This window comes from Corynebacterium sp. HMSC034B08, from assembly GCF_001835805.1.
GTDB lineage: Bacteria > Actinomycetota > Actinomycetes > Mycobacteriales > Mycobacteriaceae > Corynebacterium > Corynebacterium coyleae.
Map to the genome: position 1 here is coordinate 1 of NZ_KV825921.1, position 2610 is coordinate 2610.

Sequence of the window (2610 nt, forward strand, 5' to 3'; positions counted from 1 at the left end):
ATCATGCCCTCTCACCAACCCAGGCCGGTTTAGACATTTCGGGCGATGGTCTTCAAATCACGCACTTTGAGCGCGAAACCAGCGCGTTTGGTTGCGATCGTCTCGAGCCCGAAAAACTCTGCATCTTTGGTTGGTTGCTCATACATCAATGCGATGATCTGAGTGGCGACTTCAACGGGGTCTTCGGGTAACACGGGCATGTTGCGCCACTCGCTCGTGTTCTTCGTCATCACCGAACGTACGTGATTAACTGCCCACTGCCCGAACTTGCCTTCGGCGTGAACAAGCGAGAGCTTGTTGGGGTTGAGAATAAATTTCGAATCGGCCTGATGCGGAACTTTGATTTCTGCTCCACGGTTTCCGTCCTTGCCGGCTTCGTCTCCGCTCGCTTTGTGTCAAGTGGTTGTGAACGGGGGTTGGGTGTTAGATCGTGATGGGTTGTGGGGTGGGTGCGGTTTGTGTGGTGGTGCGGATAATTGTGACTTCTGCGGGGATGTCTGTGCCGGCAGCGGTGTTTGGCTTTTGAGTGATGATGCCTTGGTGTAGTGCGTTTTGGATTCCTTGTTCACGTTGGTGCTTCAGGTTGATCCAAGTGCCGTCTAAAACGGCTTGTGGCGGGTAGTAGTTGATTCCGCTGTGTGGGGTGGCGTTGTAGATCGGCACCCATTGATTGAGCCAAGTTCTGGCCTCGCCGAGTGTTTTAAAGGTTTTCGGGTAGTAGGTCCTGCCTTTCATGGTGTGAAACACCGACTCGGTATGCGGGTTGTCGTTGCTGGTGTGAGGTCGGTTAAACGAGCGGGTCACGCCGTGTTTTGCGAAGAGTTTGCCGAGACGTTTGCTTGTCATCGCATTGCCGTTATCTGAGTGCACGGTCTCTGTGTTGGGGAACCGAGTCAAGATGTCGTCGAACATTGCTTCGGCGACTCGGCTGTCTTCGCGTTCTGCTACGACACAACCAACGATTGCACGGGAGTACAGGTCAATGACCATGTGACAAGCGAAGGTTTGTCCTACGTATTCGCCACGCAAGAAAGTGATGTCCCAACACAGCACCTGACCGGGTGCTGTAGCACGTACATGTGGCGGGGCGGCGTTTCGGTTGCGTTGAGTTTGCTTCGCTTTGGTGTTGTGCCGCTGGTAGAGCAATCGTCCGTGCGCTTTAGCAACTCGGTAGAAACTGCGCAGGCTTGCCAGGTAGATCCCGTTGTTCAACGCCGCGTAAAACACCTGGTCCACCCCGGAATGCGGATTGGCGTCTAACAGTTCCAAGATGCGCTCGACAGTGGTATCCGCCAGCCGACTGATCCGGCGATTTTCATAGGCAACCGGCTCGGCAACACGTGGGCGCGGCTTGGCCTGATAGAACACGCGGCTTCGCGACACTCCGATGATGCCCATTGCCTTCGTTTTGGAGTAGCCGATGGAAACAAGCTGGTTAATTAGTGTTTCTTCTTCCTGTTGCCCCTGGTCGTAGAGGTGTTGTTGCTCTTGGGTGAGCACTTTTCCTCCGCGTTTGAGTCCACGCCACGTTGTCCTGGCATGGTCGCTAAAGCTTTTCCCAGCACATCAGTGGCTAATTCAGCCCGCTCAGCCCTTTCCGTGGCTTTATCCAAGGCACGCTGCATGGCTTCCTCCCGACGCTTCGCATCGAGTTCAAGTTTTCGTTTTGGTCAAGTCCCGTGAAGTGGTGTAGCCGTTTGTGCTTTCGGCTCGGTATGAAGTTGGGGGTTTGGTTAGGCGGTTAGTTGGTGGTGGTCACCATGGTCGTCTCCTTGTCGGTGCATGAGGTGTTTGGTGTGTTCGAGTGCAGTCAGTGACATGTAGCGCTTTTGTTGGATCCAATCGTCGTGCTGTTCAGCGAGGACCGCGCCGACAAGCCGGATGATGGATTCGCGGTTCGGGAAGATGCCAACGACGTCGGTGCGCCGGCGGATCTCCCGGTTTAACCGTTCGGTGGGGTTGTTCGACCACACCTTTGTCCAGACTGGTTTCGGTGCTGCGGTAAACGCCAGCACCTCATCGAGTGATTCCTCTAAATATGCCGCTACCTGGGGGAACTTTGGGTCTAACAGGTCGACGACTTCGCGGGCTTGTGCCCAGGTGGATTGGGCGTCGGGTTGTTGGAAGATTGTCTGGAACATCGCAGAGACCATCGGCCACTGTGTCTTCGGGACTTTTTCGTAGAGGTTTTTCGCGAAGTGGGTGCGGCACCGCTGCCAGGAGGCATCGGGCAGCACTTCAGATATCGCGTGCTGGATGCCCTCATGAGCGTCACTGGTGATAAGGAAGACACCGCGAAGTCCGCGGGCTTTTAAGTCTTGGAAGAAGCCTTTCCACGATGCGTTGGATTCCGCGGTGGCAACATGCATACCGAGCATTTCGCGGTACCCGTCGGCGTTGACCCCAGTGGCAAGCAGTACGGAGCATTTGACCACCCGGCCGCCTTCACGCACTTTGATTGTCAACGCGTCGCACGACAGGTAGGCATACCCGCCGGGGTCCAGTGGGCGGTTTCTGAAGTCTGCGACCATTTCGTCGAGTTCTTCCGACATGCGTGAGACTTGGGATTTCGACATGTTGGAAATGCCAAGGGTGGCCACCAGATCGTTC

Annotated in this window: 3 protein-coding genes; all 3 read right to left on the minus strand. The window is 55.4% G+C overall.

Going from position 1 to position 2610, the window contains the following annotated elements; genetic code table 11:
* Positions 1 to 29: 29 nt before the first annotated feature.
* On the minus strand, positions 30 to 230 hold the full coding sequence (locus HMPREF2656_RS02830) for a hypothetical protein (RefSeq protein WP_070815809.1): 201 nt from the start codon (positions 228 to 230) through the stop codon (positions 30 to 32).
* A gap of 193 nt (positions 231 to 423) precedes the next feature.
* Positions 424 to 1500 (minus strand): IS3 family transposase, encoded by a 1077-nt coding sequence (locus HMPREF2656_RS02835; protein WP_070815810.1) that lies wholly within the window; start codon positions 1498 to 1500, stop codon positions 424 to 426.
* Between the two features lie 233 nt (positions 1501 to 1733).
* Positions 1734 to 2610 (minus strand): IS256 family transposase (locus HMPREF2656_RS02840; protein ID WP_070815811.1); only part of this gene is annotated, 877 nt, incomplete at its 5' end.

Excerpts from the sequence above, each read along its gene's own strand:
- HMPREF2656_RS02830 (WP_070815809.1), bottom strand. The coding sequence starts at position 230 with ATGACGAAGAACACGAGCGAGTGGCGCAACATGCCCGTGTTACCCGAA.